Here is a 17,067-nt window from a genome sequence, read left to right on the forward strand (position 1 = left end):
TTGCGTATCGGGGGGGGCGCCGGGCCCAGGTAGGGGTGGGGGGGGGCCCCGGGCCGGATGCGCGTCCCGCTATGCGGTTGTCCGGTGCTGCCGTGGCCGAGTACCGGCGCCGGGCGCCGAGAACCGGTGAAGGTCCTCGATCACGGCAGCACCGCCTGCGGCGGTCTTCGGGGTGATCAGACCGGGCGGGTGGCGCCGGCGATCGGCATGGTGTTGATCGAGGCGATCTCGATCGGCTTGCGCGGGTTGGCGGCGTGCACCATCTTGCCGTCGCCGATGTAGATGCCGACGTGGCTGATGCCCGAGTAGAAGAACACCAGGTCGCCGGGCTGCAGGTTGGCGATCGACACGTGCGGGTCGGCGGCGAACTGGTCGTTGGTCACACGCGGCAGCGAGATGCCCGCGGACTTGTACGCGGCCTGGACCAGACCCGAGCAGTCGTACGCGTTCGGGCCGGTGGCGCCGTACACGTACGGCTTGCCGATCTGCGCCTTGGCGAAGGCCACGGCCTGGGCGGCCCTGCTGCTCGACGCGGCGGACGAGCCGCCGGTCGGCGCCTGGTTGCCCTTCGAGCCGCCGGTGGCGGGCTTGGCGGGGGCCTTGGCGGCGGGCTTGACCGACACCTCGGCCGACGGCTTGGTGGCGGTCTTGCCGGGGGTGACGCCGGTCTTCGGCTGCACCTTGATGCTCGGCTGGGCCGGGGCGGCGGCCTTGGACAGCGCGGGCGCCGAGCCGGTCAGCTTGAGGGTCTGCCCGATCTCGATCAGGTCCGGGCCGGACGGGAGCACGTCGCGGTTGAGTTCGTACAGGCTCTGCCAGCCGCCGGTGATCCGGTTGGTCTGGGCGAGCCCGAACAGCGTGTCACCGGCCTTGACCACGTAACCGGCCTTGTCGGCGGGTGCGGCGGTCTCCTGCGCGGCGGGCGCGGCCTGGACCGGGGCGGACTCGACCGCGGCGGTCGGGGCCGCCGACAGTACGGCGGAGGCGCCGGAGGGGACCTGCTCGGAGGTGGAGGGGGCGGACGCCTGGGCGGTGCCGGCAGTGGCGACCGGGATCACGACACCCATGCCGGCGATGCCCACCGCCGCGACGAAGCGGCGGACGTTGGCGGGTCGAGCGGCACGATGGCGAGCGTTTGCGGACAGCATGAAATGGGGTCCTCTCCTGTCGCCTACGAGGTGAGCTGTCGGATTCGGACTGGAGCAGCCCGGTCGCGGGACACGCGACTTCACCCCTAGCCGTCGCCGGAACGATCCCGGCCACGGCGATCCACCTGGTTCCCCCGCTCCCGTCGGATTCTTCGATGTAGACCTCCCGCTGCCGGCGACGGGATTCGGCGTACCGGCGGCGGGGTTCACCCGAAAGGTGAATCGGCGAGAAAGGTAGGCAATGCGGATGCCGGATCACAACCGAAACGCCGACTTTGCCTCCGGTGTAAAGGCGGAATAAAGGCGACATCTCGCCCGAGCCCGACCCGATGCACCGGTGGTGACGAGGGCGTATCTCGGAGAGTGGCGTGATCGTTCGGTCACGGAAAATAATCGAGATTCGTTGTGGATCATGGGAAATGAATTACTACGTGAAGTCGGTTATATAATTTATGTCCGTTATATCCATGCGATCTACATCACATTTCGGGCGGTTCGACCGGATGGACATGCCGGATATACCGGTGATCAAGCGATCCGCTCCACGCCGATGCCGCTCGGGCCGACGCGCGCCCCTCGCTGCGACGAGCCGGGCCGCGGAAGTCGGCGTCGGTCGGACGCCCCCGCCTGCGCAGCCCCCCGCCTGCGCAGCCCCTTGCCGTCACAGCTCGCGCAGCGCGGCCAAGAGCTTGTCCCGAGCCCAGTCCAGGAATGCGTGCTGGGTCTCACCGCCGATCTGGACGAGCGCGACCTCGGTGAACCCGGCCTCCGCGTACGCGCGCACCGCGTCGACGAACGCGCCCACGTCGTCGCCGCACGGAATCGACTCGGCCACGTCCTCCGGCCGGACGAACCGCGTCGCGTCCGCGAAGCCCGCAGTGCCGGGAAGCTCGGAGTTGACCTTCCAGCCACCCCCGAACCAGCGGAACTGTTCGTGGGCCCGCGCGATCGCGGCATCCCGGTCGGGGTCGTAGCTCACCGGCAACTGGCCCACCCGAGGCTTGCCCGCGCCGCCGTGCCGATCGAATTCGGCCAACAGCTCACCCCGGGGCTCGGTCGCGATGACCAGATCGGCTATTTGCCCGGCCAGTGCGCAGCCCTGCTCGCCGGAGACCGCGACGCCGATCGGGGGCGGTCGCTCCGGGAGATCCCACAACTTCGCGGACTCGACGTCGAAGTGGGTGCCGTGATGGTTGACGTATCCGCCCGCGAACAGCGCCCGGATGATCTGCACCGCCTCGCCGAGCATTTCCTGCCGCACGTCCGCCGCCGGCCACCCGCCGCCGATCACGTGCTCGTTCAGATTCTCGCCGGAGCCGAGTCCGAGCCGGAACCGCCCGTCCGACAACAACTGCATGGTGGCGGCCTTCTGCGCCACCACCGCCGGGTGATAACGCATCGTCGGACACGTCACGTACGTCATCAACGGGATTCGCGACGTGGCCTGTGCCGCCGCGCCCAGCACGCTCCACGCGTACGACGCGTGGCCCTGCGCGTCCAGCCATGGAAAGTAGTGGTCCGAGGACACCGAGAAGTCGAACCCGACCTGCTCCGCGTGCACCACGTGCTCGACCAGATCCTTGGGCCCGGCCTGCTCGGTCATCATCGTGTAGCCGATTTTCACCATGGGACGCGGGTGCCCGACCGGCTCGGCCGAAAACACACCCGCGATGCCCGCGCTGCTCCACGACCCGCATCGGGACCGAGGGGTTTCCACCGGATATGCGTGCGACGAGGCGGCACTGTGGTGCGCACAGGCGTAGCCGACGAGTACGCCGATCGGGAACACCGGGGGTGGGGCATGATCGCCGCAGTGCGCGAGAGCGTTGCGACGGGAACGGCGTGGGCGTCGACAAACCCGCAGGCGGGCCGGGATCTGACGGACTGGTCCGCGCCGACCGGTCCGGCTCGGCTGTACCTGGTCCTGGCGCTGGTCTGCCTGGGCTACTTCGTGGTCGCCTGGCTGCTCCGCTTCCGGCGCGCGTACCGGCTGCGCAGGCGCCCCGAGCCGCCCACCGCCGGGCGTCTCCTCGACGTCTGGGAGATCGCGCTGCTGGTGGGCGGTTCGACCCGGTTCGCCCGGGTCGCGCTCGTGGCGATGCATCGCCGTCGGCAGGCGGTTATCGGTGCGGATCGTCGCATCAGCCTGCTCGCGCCCAGCCGGACGACGAGATCGAGCGCACGGTCTTCGATGCGGTGGGCCCGGCGCGCACCGCCTTGGTCGGGCCGGTCGTGGACGCCGTCGCGCGGTCCGGACCGACCGCCGGATGGCGACCGGCGCGGGCTCGGCTGGAACAGGACGGCCTCCTGCTGACCGAGCAGGACGTCGACCCGCGCGGCACCGGCGGCCCGTGCGTCGTCCTGCTGCTCGGCATCGTCTTCAGCGTCGCCGAGGCGGTGGGCGGCTCCCCGAGCCACGCCGCGGTCGTCTTCTTCGCGCTGATCGCCCTCGTACCGCGACTGTTCGCCAAGTCCCTCGCCGCGCAGACCATGGCCGGCCGGGCCCGGATCGCGGAACTCCGGAGCATGCCGCCGACCGTGCGCTCGTCCCTGCTACCGCCCCTACCCACGCCGTCGTCGAGCTGACCGGGCGCGCCCGGGCGACCGGCAACGCCGGCGGGTCAGCCCGCGAACCCCTCCACCAGGGACCAGATCGCCAGTCCGAGCATGCACACGCCGCCGATCCGCTGCACGGTCCGGAGCGGGACCCGCTTGGCGACGAACCGTCCCGCGAGCAGGGCCAGCGCGGAGACCGACATCAGCGCCGCGGCCGAGCCGATCGCGGTGGACCAGGTGCCGTTGGTGGCCGCCAGGTTGGCGGTGGTGATCTGGGTGAGGTCACCCCATTCGCTGATGAACACGGCCATGAACGCGGTCGAGAAGACCGGCCCGAAACCGGTCACGGTCTTGCCCGCGCTGCCCTCGTCGTCGTCGCCGGCCCCGCCGCGCAGCAGCATGAAGGCGCCGAAGCCGAACAGCGCGGCGGAGACGAGCTTGACGATCCAGCCGGGAAGGAGGCCGAGCAGACCGCCCGCGCCGACGGCGATCGCGACGTGCACGACGAACGCGGTCGAGGTGCCGAACCAGACGTACAGCGGTCGCATGCGGGTGCCCATGGCAAGCGACGCGAACATCGTCTTGTCCGGGAGTTCGGCGAGGAAGATCAGCCCGAAGGCGGTCAGGATCGCCAGAGGGTCGAGGTGCATCCGGGTGGCTTTCTGCGAGAGCCGGGCCCGGGTCTTCACGAAGGCGCCGCTCGGCGACCGGAGGACCACTCGGCCCGGCACGACGGGTGCACCCGCGAAGAACGCGGATGCGTCGATACCTGGCCGAAGGTCTCGCCCGCCCGCACGAAGCACGGGCCCGGCCACCGGGAGTCCGTGGACTCCAGCATGTCGACGACCGGTTTGCGGGGCTACTCCCCTTCGCCGGCGCCGACCCTACCGCACCTCGCCATCCGGCCGGTCACGACACGGCCGATCCCAGGACCCGTTCCAGCGACCAGCGCAGTTGCTCCTCGTCCAGCGCTGCGCCCAGCGTGAGTACCTGCAACATCGTGCCGTCCAACACCGCGAGCGCCGCCGCAGCCGCCCGCGGTCCGACCCGGGCGGACAGGAAGTCGCCGACCCCCTCGACCCACGCCAGGGCGAACCCGCGCAGCTGCGGGCTGCGAGCCGCCGCCAGGTACAACTCGTACTCGACCAGCGCACGCGAGCGGTCCGCGAGGTATTCGGCGGTGAGCGCAGTGAGCACTCCCGGCAGGTCCTTCGCATCGCGGGCCCGCCGCACCCACTCGTCCAGCAGCGCCACCGTCTCCGCCGACGCGTGCGCGAGCGCCGCGGCGACCAGGTCGTCGAGCGACGCGAAGTAGTACGTGGTCGCCCCCAGCGGGACACCGGCTCGGGCCGCGACCAGGCGATGCGTGGTGTTGCCCACGCCCACCTCGGCGATCACCTCGCAGGCACCCCGCACGATCCGCAGCCGCCGGCCCTCGGGATCACGGGTCGCGGTCAATGCGCACCGCCCAGGTTCAGCACCACCACGCCCGCGATCACCAGCGCCATCCCGAACCCCTTGAGCAGCGTCACCGGCTCGTTCAGGAACATCGCCCCGACCAGCGCGATCGCCACGGTCCCCAGGCCGGACCAGATCGCGTACGCCGTGCCCACCTGCAACTGCCGCAACGACAGCGTCAGCAGGTAGAAGGCCGCCGCGTACCCGGCCAGACACGTCAGGGTCGGCCACAGCCGGGTGAAGCCCTCGGTGCTCTTGAGCAGACTGGTCGCGATCACCTCACACGAGATCGCCAGTCCCAGGAACAGCCAGGCCACGAGCCTCTCCCTCCGAGTAGTACAGACGTACAAGTACAAATGTACAAGTACAAATGTACAAGTCCCGTGACGGGGGATGTCGAGGGCGCCGGGTGTAGGCCCTCCGGCGCGGACGTTCGTTTCGCCCCGGCCCCGCCGCCGGATCGCCTCCGCCCCAGGTCGGGCCCCCGCAGCCGCCAACCCCGCCCCCTGAACCGGGCGAATCGGGCGGTAGGGTGCCTCGGTGTCCATCGAACGGCCGGATGATCCGCACTGGGGCGTGGAGGCCGCTCGACTCGCCGCGTGTGCCATTGGGTTGCCGCCGTCGGTCGGTGGAACCCGGTTGGTTGCGGTCGACGGGATCGGCGGGTCCGGCAAGTCCACGCTCGCCGATGCGCTCGCCGTGCGGCTGGGGGGTGCGCCGGTGGTGCGTCTGGACGACTTCGCCCGGCCCGGGGACTTCTTCGGCTGGCTGCCGCGACTGCGCGCTCAGTTGCTCGAACCGCTCGCCCGGGGTGAGGCGACCCGCTGCGACACCTACGACTGGGCCGGCTATCGGGTCAGCGGCTACAGCGAGGTGCCGGCCGCGCCGGTGTTGATCCTGGAGGGTGTCGGCGCGGCACGGCGCGAACTCGGTTCGGTGAGTGCGCTGCGGATCCGTGTCGACACCCCTGCCGAACTTGCCGCCGCTCGCACCCTGGATCGGGACGGCCCCGGGGTGGCCTGGTTCTGGCGGCTGTGGCGCGCCGCCGAGGCGGCACACCTGGCCGATGACCGCCCCTGGACCCGCCCGCACCTGCGCGTCGACGGGGCCGGTGGGGGACGTGGAGCCGGGGGCGGCGCCGATCGGCGTGTGGCCGCCGGCAGGGGCGGTCGGCGGTAGCCGCCTCGGGTCGGGGAGAGCTCAGACGCCGGCGGCGCCGTCGAGGCGTTCGCGCAGGAGGTCGGCGTGGCCGTTGTGGCGGGCGTACTCGGCAGGGGAAAGGTTCGAGTCTGCCGGGCGGCGCCGACAGCGGCCGACGGCATGCCGGACCCGGGCCGGTCGAGCGCGTCGGCGTCGGCTCGGACTGTGAACGGGACGATGCGCCGCAGTCGAGCCGGCCGGACCGCCGGACCGCCCCACTGCGGCGCGTCACCCGAGCCACCCGAGCCACCCGAGCTTCCCGGGGCTTGGACCCGGACCGCCCGGCGCCCGTCCCGCGCCGGCGCTCACACCCGACGCGGGACAGGCGAGTTGCCGCAATTCCCGCCTACTTGCGCCCGAGACGGCGCGGCGCGACGTCCATCGCGTTGGACCGGCGGTCCTCGGCGAGGTCGGCGATCTCCTCGGGGCCGGCATTGTTCGCCCGCGCGTACTCCTCGGCCATCGCCGTCGAACTCGACCCAGCCGCTCCAGTAGTTCTCGGTGCGACTGAGGCCCGAACCGTGTTCGAGCCCAGCGGTGTCCGCGGCCAGTGCGTGCGCCGTGTACCAGTCCATCATCCGGCCGGCGGGGATGCCGACGTGCGGGATGTAGCTGAGGATTTGCGCACTCGTCTGGTACTGGAACTTGCGGTTCCAGGTGGCCTCGGTGACCCCCGCCTCACGCGCCGCGACGATCGACTCGTCGCGTAGGCCGTCCATGGTCCCGAGCGCGTTGAACGCCTGCCGGGCGTCGACGTCCATGGCCGGCAGCGCACCCGGCGCCTTGACCACCGGATGATGGGCCAACACGTCGGCGGCATGGTTGACGGTGGCGCCGTGCATGACCGCGAAGGCCTCGGGGTCGGTGCCGGCGGCGGTGATCACCCGCATCAGGTCCTGATCATGGAACATCGCACCGTTCCGGCCGTCCTTGGCCACGAGTTGGTCGTACACGCCGTCGCCCATGTACGACGCGACCATGTTGCCCACGCTGTCGCGCATGATCGCCGGGAACTTGCCCTGCTTCCCGTCTTCCCCACCCAGCGCCGAGACGGTGTCGCGGATGATCTGCTTCATCGTCTCGTCGTGCACGGGGTGGTCGCCACCGGGCAGGCCGTAGCCCCCGGTGGGCAGCAGGCCGGTGGACGCGGCCTCCAACGCGCGTCCCAACTGGTCGTAGCCGGGCGGGTTGTAGCCCTTGGGAATCGGCCCGGCGCCGTCCCAGTCCATCAACCAGTGCCGGTCCTTGAGCATGTAGGCAACCTCGCCCGGGTGCTTGGCCGGATCGAAGAACTCCTTCGCGGCCTCCGGGTTGTTGCCGAACGCGGCCATCAGGCCGGTCATCGGGTCGAGCCCGGCGCCGTGCCCATCGGTGATGTCGAGCCGGAACCCGTTGTACATCGCGCCCGACGGGGTGTTCTTGAGCCACACCGCGGGATCGTCCCGCTCCATGGCACGCATGTCCTGGCCGATCTGGCGCAGGAAATCGGTGTCCTGATGCCCGGTGTCCAGCAGCGTACCCAGGAGTTGGTAACCGTAGGGCTGAAACGAATACAGCCCGATGTCGGTCTTCTCCCGGCCGGCCCGCTTGAGTTCGTCGATCCAATTCTGATCGACGTGCGGTCCGGGCCCCTTGCCGGTCCCGGCGGCCAACACCCGGCCCAGATCGGCCTGGATGGCCTTGAGATCCTCCTGCTGGTCCTTGGGCACGTCGCTGCCCGCACCCAGCTTGGCGATCATGCCCGCCAGCCACAGCGTGCCGCGCGGACCCTGTTGGTTCAGGAACGGCGTACCGAACGCCGGATCGTCGGCGTTGGCGGCGAGCAGATTGCGCAGTTCTCCGCGCTCGGCCGGGCTGAGCATCATCAGCCGGTTGGCCAGGTCGGTCGCCCGGCGGGCGTCCTGGGCCGGACCCGCGCCGACCGCCTTGCCGTTGAACTTCTTCGGGTCCTCGCCGCGGGTGTCCGCGTTCAACGCGAACGCGGCACGCTGGTCGGCGGCCGTGGCCTCGGTCAGCGCCTTGGCGATCCGGTCCGAGATGCCCTGCGCCGCCTCCTTGAGCGGTTTGGTCACCGCGTCGTAGTCGTCCGGCGGCAGGTTGCGTGCGTACGACGGCGCCGTCCAGTGCACGCCGCCGCTGTCGTCCACGGTCAGCTTCCGGTCGGCCGCTTCGGCGATCGCCTTGGTCAGGTGTTCCTTCGCGGTCTTGAGGTCGCTCGCGGCGTCGAGCAGCACGGTGCGCAGCGCCGCCGCCTCGGTGTGCGCGTCCTCGATCTGTCCCGACATGGTGCGCAGTTCGCCGATCCCGGTGTTCGCGTCGGAGCCCTTCCAGGCGCCGCCCGCCAGCGGGGAGACCACGTCCCGGTCCACGTCGCCGTGCTGGGTGTGCATGCGGTCGGGCAGCGTGGCCCACACCTCGGCGGCGGTGGTCAGCGTGCCCAGGTCGACATCGCGCAGGTGGATGAAGTCGACCACGGCTCAGCCTCCGAACGTCGTGCAGACGGTTTTCTCGGTGCTGCGCCAGTTGCTCGCCGTGGTGTTCAGATTGCCTGCCCGGCCCGCGAGGGTGTCGGCCACCGCGATGGTGCGGTCGTGCCAGGCCGTGTGCGCGCCGTCCAGCGCCTTGGCCAGATCGAAGCCGGCCAGTGCCTTGGACGCCGGCTCCAGCGCGGTGACGCCCTTGAGGCCGGTACTGCGGAAGTCGCCCGCGATCTCCCGCAGTCGGCCGGCTGCGGAGTCGAGCGTGCCGGGCTCGACGTGCACGTCCGGCGCCTGCGGCGCGCAACCCGGGCGCGGGTTGGGCGTGTTCGTCGCGGCGTAGGGACTCTTGGCCAACCGGGGCATCCCCGGATTGATTATCGAGTCGAAGTCGGTCGTCATGGTGTAACCCCCGAGTCACCAGTGCGATACGTGTCATACACCTGTGGTACCCGGCCATCCAAGACCACCGGGCCCGGCTTGATCAACCAGTGCGTGGACATCCGGGTGGAAGATGCCGGATCGGGATCTCGACGACGGGCGCTCGACGGGCGTGCCGGTCCCCGTGGCCAGTGCCGCCCGAGTGGGTGACATACCTCTGCCCGCGCGGGCTCGGGTGGATGTACCGGCGATCCAGGGGCGAGCGGGAGACGCTGTCGGGGTACCCGTCGACGCAGACCCCGGGAGCCTCGGATGACCGACAACGGACCACCACCGGCCCGCTACGACGACCTGCGAGCACTGTTCGTCAATTGCACGCTCAAGCGCTCACCCGAGGTCAGCAACACCCAGGGGCTCGTGGACCTCAGCCGCGGCATCATGACCCGACACGGGGTCACGGTGGACGAATTCCGCGCGGTCGACCACGAAATCGCCACCGGCGTGTGGCCGGACATGAGCGACCGGGGTTGGCCCGGCGACGAGTGGCCGGCGCTGTACGAGCGGGTGTCGGCCGCAGACATCCTGGTCCTGGCCGGGCCGATCTGGTTGGGCGACAACAGCTCGGTGCTCAAGCGCGTGGTGGAGCGGCTGTACGGGTGCTCGGGCCTGCTCAACGACGCGGGGCAGTACGCGTACTACGGGCGGGTCGGCGGTTGCCTGATCACCGGCAACGAGGACGGCGTCAAGCACTGCGCGATGAACGTGCTGTACAGCCTCCAACACCTGGGCTACGTCATCCCGCCGCAGGCGGACGCCGGCTGGATCGGCGAGGTCGGGCCGGGGGCGTCCTATCTGGACCCGGGTTCGGGCGGTCCGGAGAACGACTTCACCAATCGCAACACGACGTTCATGACCTGGAACCTGATGCACCTGGCCCGCATGCTCAAGAACGCGGGCGGGGTCCCGGCCTACGGCAACCAGCGCGCGGGCTGGGAGGCGGGGTGTCGATACGACTTCGAGAACCCGGACTATCGCTGAACCCGACGCCGTAGGGCTGCCGGCGCTATGACGTCGGCAGTGCCGGCAGCGCGGCGATCGCCTCGGCGGTCCAGGTGCCGGCCGCGCCCGGGCAGCCGGCCAAGTAGCGCGCGGCGCGGCGGGCGGACCAGCCGTGCGCCTCGGCGAGGCCGGCCCTCAGATGCTGCAGGTAGGCGGCGGCCGGGGCGTTCCACGGCGCGTCGGCGCTGCGCCACGGGGCGGTCAGGGCGAGGATCGCATGCCCGTCGGCGGCGCCCACCCGAACGACCGTCTCGTAGCGACCCGGCCCCAGCGTGGCCCGTCCGGTGGTCGCGAGCGTGCTCAGGTCCGGGTCGACTCCGGGCGCGCGGTACATCTCCTGAGCGGCCAGGTCGCCGAACTGCGATCTGGTGAGCAGATAGGCCCGGGCGGGGGTGCGGCCCGGATCCAGCGGGTCGTACAGGGCGAGTCCGCCGGTCCAGTTCTTCGATTCGAAGGCGAAGTACATCCGGCCCGGCAGCACCACCGGGCGCGTGGCGCGCGGTGCGGAGGGGTCCCGGCAGCCGGGATAGGTGCGCACACCGCCGGGCGGTCGGCCGCCGCGCAGGTAACAGTCCAGGCGCGCGGCGTGCATGTTGGACCCGTACGCGGCATACCAGACCAGGTCGCGACCCACCCGCCGCAGCCTAGTGCCGGGTGTGGCACCGGTGGCGATTGCCTCGCGGGAGGGCTCGCTCCGCGCGTGCCGTCGTGCGCCGAACGAGCGGCGCGGGCGGGGCCGGGCGGGGCCGAGGGCGTGAATGCGCGGATGGGTGGCGCGGTTCGGGGCAACTGTGAGTACGCGCCGAGTCCGGCCGGTCGCCGGGTCGACCGAGTTCGGCCGGGACCGGAATCGAAGTCCCGTGCGTGTCGGGCCGCGGCCGATGGTGCCGTCGCCGCCGCGCAGGCACCGCGAAGGAGCCCAGGATGCCCGATCCGTTGCCGCCGCCCACCGTCGACCAAGCCGTCGCGGACGTCCTCGATGCCCACCACGTTCCGCTGGAGGCGACCATCCGGGTGGACCCCTACCCCGACATGGCGGTGGGGGACCTGCTGACCCTTTCCTGGCACGGCCCGGACACCGCGGCCTTCACCGTCTGCGTGCCGATCACGAGCCACGCGCTCGGCCGACCGATCCTGTTCAAGGTGCCCGCCGCCGAGATCCTCCCGCACGCGGGCGGCGAGGTGACGCTGAGCTACCGACTGGAGCGTCCCGGCGCGGAGGTCGCCGGCGACTCTGCCGCACTGGTGCTCAGGATCGAGCTGGACGAGGCGGCGACCCCCACCGACGCCCGGTAGCGGCACGACGCCGGTCCTCCACGAGTGCAATTGGTCTCACGAGCAACCCGACAACCGAGCGATCGAACAACCGAGCAACCGAGCAGCCGAGCGACCGCGCTCTACCGCGCCGCCGGCCCGTCCAGGTGCCGCACGTCCCACACCTGTACGTCGGCCACCTGCCGACCCGGCCCCAGCAGGGCGGTCAGTGTCGCCGCGAGTTCGGCCCCATGGCGGTGCTCGGGCAGCACCACCACGTCGGCCCGCCAGCGGGCCAGGTCCGCGCGGGCCTCGCGGCGCTGCTCCTCGGTGATCTCCGGGACCGTGCCCTTGGAGGCGACCCGGCCCAGCAGTGCCGAGGTCGGGCTGTAGTCCGCTCCGTAGACGCCGATCCGATCGGGACCCCACGGACCGACGAAGTAACCCTCCGCGAGCGGGAAGCCCAGATCGGCCACGCTCTGCCAGTGCAGCGCGGCGGCGTCGCCGACGCTGGGCAGCGGCACCACCACGACGGACCCGTCGTCCACGTACGGACGCCACCCACCGTCCGCGAAGAACTCGGGCACCGGCCGCCGGTCCTGGACGTCCAGCGGCGTGGGCGCGATCGGCAGCAGCACCAGGGTCAGCACCTCCACCCAGATCAGCCGGACCAGGACCACGCGCCCCTTGGCGACGGACCGGGCCGAGTCGAGGACCCGGTCGGTGGCCAGCGCCAGCAGTACCGCGACGGCCGGGACGCAGACCAGCGCGAAGCGCGATTCCAGGATCGACTCGAACAGGGGCAGCTCGTTCAGCAACCGCCACGGACCCGGCAGGCCGGTGTCGTCGTGGTCGACCACGACGTTCAGGCCCAGCGACAGCAGCGCCGCCACCGCCGCGGTGATCGCCGCGGCGCGGGCGACCGCCAGTCGGCGCAACCAGGCCACCAGGAGGAGGGTGAGGATCACCAGCGGCCAGCCGAAGAACGCGTTCTCCTCGGTGGTCCCCTCGGACAGTGCCGCCGCGCCGGCCCGATTGCCGCCGAGCGAGTCGCTCGCGTACGCGGTGAACGCGGCCAGATCGTTGCCCGACTCGTGGTCGAGTGTGGAGTAGTGCTGCGGTCCGAAGAACTGCACCCACAGCGGGTAGGCGACCAGCGTCAGCGACACCGCGGCGCCGATCAGCAGCCCGGTTCCCAACGGCCGGGCCGCCGCCCGCGCCGCGTCCGGCGAGTTGAGCGCGTATACGGTGCCGAACACCACCAGGCCGACCGCGGCGAACAGCAGCGGCTCCTCGCCGATGAAGATCTGGAAGGCGATCAGCAGCCCGAGTACGACCCCGTTGCGGATCGGCCGCTCGTTCTGCCAGAGCCGGATCAGCATCTCGATGATCGGCGGGATCACGAACAGCACGACGAAATTCGGATGCGCGTTGGCGTGCGAGACGATCGGCGGCGCGAACCCGCACAGCGCGCCGCCCATGGCCGCGGCCGGGGTGCCGCGCACCAGTCGGCGGGCCAGCAACCGGTACCACGCGAAGGCGCTCCCGGCCAGGCCGCCGGTGAGCACCAGGGCCCACGTGGTGGTGGGGCCGAAGAGCAGGGTGACCGGGGTCAGCGGAATGCCGAGGCCGAGCATGGCCGTATTGGCCATCATGTTCACGCCCAGCGGATGGTTCTGCAGGTCCGAGACCAGCGGGTCGCGGAAGTTGCGGACCGCGTCGGCGGTGGCGTCGAAGAACCACTCCCACATGTTCTGATCCTGGCCGCCGTTGACCAGGTAGGCGCGGTCGAGGTCGGCCCACAGGTCCTTGTACAACCACCACGCCAGGCCCAGGAACAGGGCGCCGATCCACCAGTCCGCCGCGCGCCCGCCGCGCAGCCGGATGGAGATCCGACGCACGAGCAGTTGGGGATGGGTGCGTTGCCGGGTTTCGGCGACGGGCATGCGTGTCGGGTCCTTCCGGGGGCTGCTGCCCGCCACGGGCACGCGGTCCGGGCGAGGCGCCCGTACCGGGCGAACGCGCTGCGGCACCCGGTCGGGGAGCGGCGACGAGGCGCATCTCGACCGATGGGGGCGATCCCCGCGGCGCGTACCGGGACCGAAGCACCCGGCTGGGCGCGCTACGGCGGTTGATCGCCGGCCATGCTACGAGAGCCGGCCGGTCGGCCGGACGGCGGGGTTGTCCTGCCCGGGCGGCGCGGGATGCCGTCGCGGGGCGCCGGGCGCCGGGCGCGGGGTACGGGACGTGGGGCGCGGCGAAATTCGCCGGCTCGTTCGGGCGCGGTCGGTGAGGATGGCCCGGTGTCGATCTTCCTGGAGACCTCCCGGCTGGAACTGCGGCCGGTCACCGCGCGCGATCTGCCGCACCTGATCGAGCTCGGCCGCGATCCGGAGGTGATGCGCCACATCACCGGCGGCCGACCGACCCCGCCCGAGACCGTCCGCGATCGGGTCCTGCCCATGCTCACGCGTGAGTACCCGGCCTGGGGCAACCGCGGCTTCTGGGCCGCGCGGGAGCGAACCGGCGGCCGTTTCGTCGGCTGGTTCGAACTGCGGCCGGTCGCCGAGGACAGCGCGGACGTGGTCGAGCTGGGCTATCGGCTGCGGCGCGCCCTGTGGGGCCTCGGCTACGCCACCGAGGGCTCGCGGGCACTGCTGGACAAGGGCTTCACCGAACTCGGCGTGCGGAAGGTGACCGCCCACACGATGACGGTGAACACGCGTTCCCGACGGGTGCTGGAAAAGGCGGGCCTGACCCTGCTGCGCACCTATTTCGGCGACTGGCCCGAGGCGATCGAGGGCTCCGAATCGGGCGAGGTCGAGTACACCCTCACCCGAGCCGACTGGATCCGAGCCGCGACCGGGCCCACCGCCGAATGAGCTCCCACATCCCGGCTGCCGGGCCGGCCCACCCACCCGCTCTGCCCGTCGCCGCGGGCCGCATGGGAAGCTGCGCCGTGTGACTGTTCCTGGCGGTGTGCCGCTCTTTGTCGGACGCGAGCCCGAGTTGGGGCGACTCGTCGAAGCGCTTCGCGAGGCCGATCGAGGCGAGCCCCGGGTCGTGTTGACGACCGGGGAGGCCGGGGTCGGCAAGACCCGGTTGCTCGAGGAGTTCCTGGCCCAGGCGGTCGGGCGCGCCGAGCAGACCTCGGTCGTGGTCGGCGCGTGTCTCGAACTGGGTGCCGAGGGGTTGCCCTTCGCGCCGTTCTCGGCGATCCTGCGCACTCTCGCCGACGCGCTCGGTGACGACTTCGATGCCGCGGTCGGCGACCGGCGCCGCGAACTGGCCTGGATCTCGCCGACCCTGGCCGCCGAACCCGGCCACGGCCCGGCGCCCGAGCGGGCCCGCCTGTACGAGTCGGCGCTGCGCCTGCTGGAGCGGATCGGCGAGGACCGCACGCTGATCGTCGCCTTCGAGGACCTGCACTGGGCCGACTCGGCCACCCGCGAACTGCTCGCGTTCCTGGTTCGCTCGCTGCGCCGGGGCCGGATCCTGCTGGTCGGCACGCTGCGTGCGGATGCGATGGACCGCAGCCACCCGATGCGCCGACTGGTCGCCGAACTGGAGCGGATCCGCACGGTGACCCGACTCGAACTCGGCCGACTCACCATGCCCCAGGTCGAGGAACACCTGACCGGCCTGCTCGGCGGCATCCCCTCGCGCGCCCTCACCCAGCAGGTGTTCGAGCGCTCCGAGGGCAACGCGTTCTTTGTCGAGGAACTCGCCGCCGGGGTCCGCGACGGCCGGCTCGTCGGCCTCTCCGACACGCTGCGCGACCTGCTGCTGATCCGGATCGAGCAGCTGCCCGAGCAGGCCCGCCGGGTGGTGCGGCTGGCCGCCGTGGGCGGCATCGGGGTCGAGCACCGGCTGCTCGCCGAGGTGGCCGGCCTCGATCCGGACACGCTGGAGACGGCGCTGCGCGCGGCGGTCTCCGGACACGTCCTGGTGGCGGAGGCGGACGGCGAGGGGTACTCCTTCCGGCACGCGCTGGTGCGCGAGGCGGCCCTGGGCGACCTGCTTCCGGGCGAACGCACCCGGATGTACGCGGCGTTCGCCGGGGCCCTGGACACCCTGGTCGAGCGCGGTGAACTGCCGGCGCACCGCGACCACGCGGACCGCCGGGCCCACTACTGGATCGCCGCCGCCCGCCCGGCCCTGGCGCTGCCCGCGAGCGTGACCGCGGCGGCGGCCGCCGCCGACCGATACGCCTTCGGCGAGGCATGGGCGCTGTACGAGAGCGCGATCACCATGTGGGACCAGGTCCCCGATCCGGAGCGGCTGACCGGCACGACGCTGGCTCAGGTGCTGGACGGCGCCATCGTCGCGGCCCGTTACGACAACTCCGGCGACCGCGAACTGGCTTTGCTGCGCCAGGCGTTGGACCTGGTCGAGGAGGAGCGCGAGCCGGCCCGAGCGGCGGCGCTGTGGACCCAGCGGGCGAAGACGCTGAGCCGGTTGGGCCGTGGTGCCGGCATGGTCGAACTGGAGCACGCCGAACGGCTGTTGCAGGACCGGCCGGAATCGATCGAGTACGCGAGCGTGATGATCCGGATCGCCCGCGCGCACTTTTTGGAGGGGGCCGCCGTAGAGGCGATACGGATCGCCCGGCAGGTCCTGGAGATCACCCGCCGCCTGGACGACCAGGACATGCTCGCCGGCACCCTCCAGACGTTGTCCTGGTTCCTCACCGGGAGCGGCGAACCCGACGAGTCGCAGGCCCTCGCGCACGGGCTCGAGGCGGTCCGGGTCGCCGGGGCGGCGCAGGAGAGCAAGCCGGACACGCTCGTCTACGTGCTCGGCAACTGGGCCTCGGTTTTGGAAGGGGTCGGCCGACACGACGAGTCGGTGGAGGCGGCCCGCCGGGCGCTGGACCTGTCCCGGGACCGCGGCGTGATCCGCAACGCGGGGGCATTCGTCCTGGGCAACCTCGCGGAGAGCCTGTTCTCGCTCGGCCGCTGGGACGAGGTGGCCAAGGCGGTGGACGAGATCCGTGAGTACGACGCCGACGGATGCGCCACCGGACACGCCGAACGTGTGCTGGCCATGGTCCACCTGGTCCGCGGCAACGTGTCCGAGGCAGCCGGCCACCTGACGCATGCGCAGGAAAGCTCACGCGGCATGTACCAGGAGGCGCAACACCGAATTCCGCAGTCCGGCGCCGAGATCGCGCTTGCCCGGGTGCTGGGCCGACGGGCCGAGGTGGGCGAGATGCTGGACGCGGAACTGCGAGCCGGTTTCGGGGTCGGCAACCAGCGGTTCGCCTTCCCGCTGCTGATCGAGGCGGCGCGCGCGTACGCCGAGGGCGAGCTCACCGAGGCGACCCGGGCCGAGTCGGGTCGGATCCGGGCGGCGGGTGCCGCGCTGGCCGTGCACTGCGAGCTGGACCGCACACAGGCCCTGACGCTGGTCGCGCACCTGGACCGGGCCGAGGGCGGCGACACAGTCGCGCAGTGGCAGGACGTGGTCGCGGCCTGGGAGGCGACCACCCAGCCGTATCTCCAGGATGGCGAATGCCACAAGCGGCCCGGTGA

Annotated in this window: 16 protein-coding genes, 1 pseudogene and 1 riboswitch; of the genes and pseudogenes, 7 read left to right on the top strand and 10 right to left on the bottom strand. The window is 71.6% G+C overall.

Features of this window, described 5'->3' with window-relative positions:
- Nucleotides 1-176: 176 nt before the first annotated feature.
- Together ABZS54_RS36355 and ABZS54_RS36360 are read right to left on the bottom strand one after the other, a co-directional pair.
- Nucleotides 177-1,148, bottom strand: coding sequence for an NlpC/P60 family protein (locus tag ABZS54_RS36355; protein ID WP_355546056.1), 972 nt, complete (start codon nucleotides 1,146-1,148; stop codon nucleotides 177-179).
- A gap of 6 nt (nucleotides 1,149-1,154) precedes the next feature.
- A riboswitch (cyclic di-AMP (ydaO/yuaA leader) is annotated at nucleotides 1,155-1,313 on the bottom strand.
- Between the two features lie 496 nt (nucleotides 1,314-1,809).
- The gene (locus ABZS54_RS36360) at nucleotides 1,810-2,775 is read right to left on the bottom strand and encodes an LLM class F420-dependent oxidoreductase (RefSeq protein ID WP_355546058.1); all 966 of its coding nucleotides are present in this window, start codon (nucleotides 2,773-2,775) and stop codon (nucleotides 1,810-1,812) included.
- Between the two features lie 120 nt (nucleotides 2,776-2,895).
- On the opposite strand from ABZS54_RS36360, the gene ABZS54_RS36365 reads away from it, so the two are divergent.
- Together ABZS54_RS36365 and ABZS54_RS36370 are read left to right on the top strand one after the other, a co-directional pair.
- Nucleotides 2,896-3,462, top strand: coding sequence for a hypothetical protein (locus ABZS54_RS36365; RefSeq protein WP_355546060.1), 567 nt, complete (start codon nucleotides 2,896-2,898; stop codon nucleotides 3,460-3,462).
- Nucleotides 3,381-3,734 (top strand): hypothetical protein, encoded by a 354-nt coding sequence (locus ABZS54_RS36370; protein ID WP_355546062.1) that lies wholly within the window; start codon nucleotides 3,381-3,383, stop codon nucleotides 3,732-3,734. The genes ABZS54_RS36365 and ABZS54_RS36370 overlap by 82 nt, the downstream gene beginning before the upstream one ends.
- A 35-nt stretch (nucleotides 3,735-3,769) precedes the next feature.
- Here ABZS54_RS36370 and ABZS54_RS36375 read toward each other — a convergent pair whose 3' ends face one another.
- The 3 genes from ABZS54_RS36375 to ABZS54_RS36385 all read right to left on the bottom strand — a co-directional run bounded on the left by ABZS54_RS36375 (nucleotide 3,770) and on the right by ABZS54_RS36385 (nucleotide 5,479).
- The gene (locus tag ABZS54_RS36375; RefSeq protein WP_355546064.1) at nucleotides 3,770-4,354 is read right to left on the bottom strand and encodes a TMEM165/GDT1 family protein; all 585 of its coding nucleotides are present in this window, start codon (nucleotides 4,352-4,354) and stop codon (nucleotides 3,770-3,772) included.
- Nucleotides 4,355-4,613: 259 nt separating this feature from the next.
- Nucleotides 4,614-5,162, bottom strand: a complete 549-nt coding sequence (locus tag ABZS54_RS36380) for a TetR family transcriptional regulator (protein WP_355546066.1) — start codon at nucleotides 5,160-5,162, stop codon at nucleotides 4,614-4,616.
- A complete protein-coding gene (locus ABZS54_RS36385) occupies nucleotides 5,159-5,479 on the bottom strand; it encodes a multidrug efflux SMR transporter (RefSeq protein ID WP_355546068.1) in 321 nt (106 codons plus the stop codon). Before ABZS54_RS36385 ends, ABZS54_RS36380 begins: the two co-directional genes overlap by 4 nt.
- Nucleotides 5,480-5,702: 223 nt before the next feature.
- Here ABZS54_RS36385 and ABZS54_RS36390 point away from each other — a divergent pair, with 223 nt between their 5' ends.
- Complete coding sequence (locus ABZS54_RS36390; protein WP_355546070.1) at nucleotides 5,703-6,341, top strand: hypothetical protein; 639 nt, start codon at nucleotides 5,703-5,705, stop codon at nucleotides 6,339-6,341.
- A gap of 21 nt (nucleotides 6,342-6,362) precedes the next feature.
- Here the strand turns inward: ABZS54_RS36390 and ABZS54_RS36395 are convergent.
- The 3 genes and pseudogenes from ABZS54_RS36395 to ABZS54_RS36405 all read right to left on the bottom strand — a co-directional run.
- Nucleotides 6,363-6,434 (bottom strand): annotated as a pseudogene (locus tag ABZS54_RS36395) (DUF664 domain-containing protein); the annotation flags it as partial.
- Between the two features lie 233 nt (nucleotides 6,435-6,667).
- A complete protein-coding gene (locus tag ABZS54_RS36400; RefSeq protein ID WP_355546072.1) occupies nucleotides 6,668-8,836 on the bottom strand; it encodes a DUF6571 family protein in 2,169 nt (722 codons plus the stop codon).
- 3 nt (nucleotides 8,837-8,839) lie between these two features.
- Complete coding sequence (locus tag ABZS54_RS36405; protein WP_355546073.1) at nucleotides 8,840-9,241, bottom strand: hypothetical protein; 402 nt, start codon at nucleotides 9,239-9,241, stop codon at nucleotides 8,840-8,842.
- Nucleotides 9,242-9,532: 291 nt separating this feature from the next.
- Here ABZS54_RS36405 and ABZS54_RS36410 point away from each other — a divergent pair, with 291 nt between their 5' ends.
- Entirely contained in the window at nucleotides 9,533-10,258 is a 726-nt protein-coding gene (locus ABZS54_RS36410; RefSeq protein WP_355546075.1) for a flavodoxin family protein, read from the top strand.
- A gap of 25 nt (nucleotides 10,259-10,283) precedes the next feature.
- Here the strand turns inward: ABZS54_RS36410 and ABZS54_RS36415 are convergent, their stop codons facing one another.
- Entirely contained in the window at nucleotides 10,284-10,913 is a 630-nt protein-coding gene (locus ABZS54_RS36415; RefSeq protein WP_355546077.1) for a histone deacetylase, read from the bottom strand.
- Nucleotides 10,914-11,203: 290 nt separating this feature from the next.
- Here ABZS54_RS36415 and ABZS54_RS36420 point away from each other — a divergent pair, with 290 nt between their 5' ends.
- Nucleotides 11,204-11,575 carry a hypothetical protein gene (locus ABZS54_RS36420; RefSeq protein ID WP_355546079.1) on the top strand — a complete coding sequence of 124 codons (372 nt, stop codon included), beginning with the start codon at nucleotides 11,204-11,206 and terminating at the stop codon, nucleotides 11,573-11,575.
- A gap of 101 nt (nucleotides 11,576-11,676) precedes the next feature.
- Here the strand turns inward: ABZS54_RS36420 and ABZS54_RS36425 are convergent, their stop codons facing one another.
- A complete protein-coding gene (locus tag ABZS54_RS36425) occupies nucleotides 11,677-13,479 on the bottom strand; it encodes a glycosyl transferase (RefSeq protein ID WP_355546081.1) in 1,803 nt (600 codons plus the stop codon).
- A 357-nt stretch (nucleotides 13,480-13,836) separates the two neighbouring features.
- Between ABZS54_RS36425 and ABZS54_RS36430 the strand changes: the two genes are divergently transcribed.
- Together ABZS54_RS36430 and ABZS54_RS36435 are read left to right on the top strand one after the other, a co-directional pair.
- A complete protein-coding gene (locus tag ABZS54_RS36430; RefSeq protein WP_355546083.1) occupies nucleotides 13,837-14,415 on the top strand; it encodes a GNAT family N-acetyltransferase in 579 nt (192 codons plus the stop codon).
- A 79-nt stretch (nucleotides 14,416-14,494) separates the two neighbouring features.
- Nucleotides 14,495-17,067: AAA family ATPase (locus tag ABZS54_RS36435; protein ID WP_355546085.1), on the top strand; the 2,573-nt coding region annotated here is incomplete at its 3' end.

Origin of the sequence: Embleya sp. NPDC005575, from assembly GCF_040605455.1 — a bacterium.
GTDB lineage: Bacteria > Actinomycetota > Actinomycetes > Streptomycetales > Streptomycetaceae > Embleya.

Excerpts from the sequence above, each read along its gene's own strand:
- ABZS54_RS36425 (WP_355546081.1), bottom strand. The coding sequence starts at position 13,479 with ATGCCCGTCGCCGAAACCCGGCAACGCACCCATCCCCAACTGCTCGTG.
- ABZS54_RS36360 (WP_355546058.1), bottom strand. The coding sequence starts at position 2,775 with ATGGTGAAAATCGGCTACACGATGATGACCGAGCAGGCCGGGCCCAAG.
- ABZS54_RS36375 (WP_355546064.1), bottom strand. The coding sequence starts at position 4,354 with ATGCACCTCGACCCTCTGGCGATCCTGACCGCCTTCGGGCTGATCTTC.
- ABZS54_RS36420 (WP_355546079.1), top strand. The coding sequence starts at position 11,204 with ATGCCCGATCCGTTGCCGCCGCCCACCGTCGACCAAGCCGTCGCGGAC.
- ABZS54_RS36355 (WP_355546056.1), bottom strand. The coding sequence starts at position 1,148 with ATGCTGTCCGCAAACGCTCGCCATCGTGCCGCTCGACCCGCCAACGTC.
- ABZS54_RS36410 (WP_355546075.1), top strand. The coding sequence starts at position 9,533 with ATGACCGACAACGGACCACCACCGGCCCGCTACGACGACCTGCGAGCA.
- ABZS54_RS36405 (WP_355546073.1), bottom strand. The coding sequence starts at position 9,241 with ATGACGACCGACTTCGACTCGATAATCAATCCGGGGATGCCCCGGTTG.